1 protein-coding gene is annotated in these 1,230 nt (G+C 40.3%); it reads left to right on the forward strand.

Annotation, left to right across the window (positions count from 1 at the left end; all coding sequences use genetic code 11):
* The first annotated feature begins 205 nt into the window (after positions 1-205).
* The gene (locus tag I6E80_RS20305; RefSeq protein ID WP_024599051.1) at positions 206-1,192 is read left to right on the forward strand and encodes an IS110 family transposase; all 987 of its coding nucleotides are present in this window, start codon (positions 206-208) and stop codon (positions 1,190-1,192) included.
* Positions 1,193-1,230 lie beyond the last annotated feature (38 nt).

Genomic DNA, 1,230 nt, shown 5'->3' on the forward strand with positions numbered 1-1,230 from the left:
TCACTCAACCCAACCTTGTATCTCTTCTTGATGAGTGTTTAGCTAGCACTTGTCACATCGGGAAGACAGTGAGCTCGTACCCAACCAGAGTGTGAAAATGCTGTGACGTAGATTGAGCCCTGACTTCCTAACCTCCATTAAACTGAATGGTATCCTAGCGCCCCAACTAAGGGTGACGCTGCATGTACAAGGGGAGTAGATAGAGATGAAAGCTTTTATTGGCATTGATGTGGGTAAAGAAAAGTTAGATATTTCCTGGCTACGCGATGTAGTCAAAAGTAAAAAGAAAACGAAGATTTTTAAAAATAACCCGAAGGGCTATCAAGAGTTAGTTGCCTGGTTGATAAAGAATACAAATTTAGAAGCACAAGATATTGTTATTACAACAGAGCCCACAGGTGTTTATAGCGAGCCGCTGATGTATTTCCTATATGAGCAAGGATTTATTTTATTACATGTAAATCCTGGTAAAGCAAAACAGTACGCAAGTTCATTAGGGCTTGTCCATAAGACAGACAAGTCGGACGCCACAATGCTTGCTCGTTATGGTCATGACCAACAGCACTCACTTTTAAGTTGGCAGCCTGAGCCTGTTGAAGCGAGAGAGTTAAAAGTAATGACGCGTAGACTTGAAGCACTTGAGCAAGACTTACGTCGCGAAGAAAATCGTTATGAAGCTGTTGGTTTCTCAGGTGCATCTACTCGAGTTACTCAGTCAATTGAAGATATGATAGCTGTACTAAAAACTGAGATGGGTAAGCTAAAAAATGACATTGATGAGCATATTGATAGACACCCACAATTAAAAAAGAACCGCCAATTGCTTCAAAGTATCAAAGGTGTTGGAGAGGTAATATCACGTATGATGGTGTCCTTGATGGCATGTAAACAGTTTAAAAATGCCAAGCAATTAGCTTGTTACTTAGGCTTAATACCTAAGCTTAATGAGTCAGGCAAACGGGCTGGAAAAACAACCTTAAGCAAAGAAGGGCCTGGGTATATAAGGGCTAAATTGTATATGGCTGCTGTAGTAGCTGTACAACATAATCCAGATATAAAAGCCCAAAATAAGCGATTAGTGGAGCAAGGTAAAACAAAAATGCAGGCAATTGGTGCTGCAATGAGAAAGCTGACACATATCTGTTTTGGTGTTGTGAAGAATCAAACTGAATATCAGCCCCAAGCTATTTAAAGAAAGCTTGAGGCTGATTAGAAGAGATGGTATCTACG

Source organism: Pseudoalteromonas sp. NSLLW218, from assembly GCF_015864775.1.
Lineage (GTDB): Bacteria > Pseudomonadota > Gammaproteobacteria > Enterobacterales > Alteromonadaceae > Pseudoalteromonas.

Bases quoted from the DNA above. Each gene is read 5' to 3' on its own strand.
- I6E80_RS20305 (WP_024599051.1), top strand. From the start codon at position 206: ATGAAAGCTTTTATTGGCATTGATGTGGGTAAAGAAAAGTTAGATATT.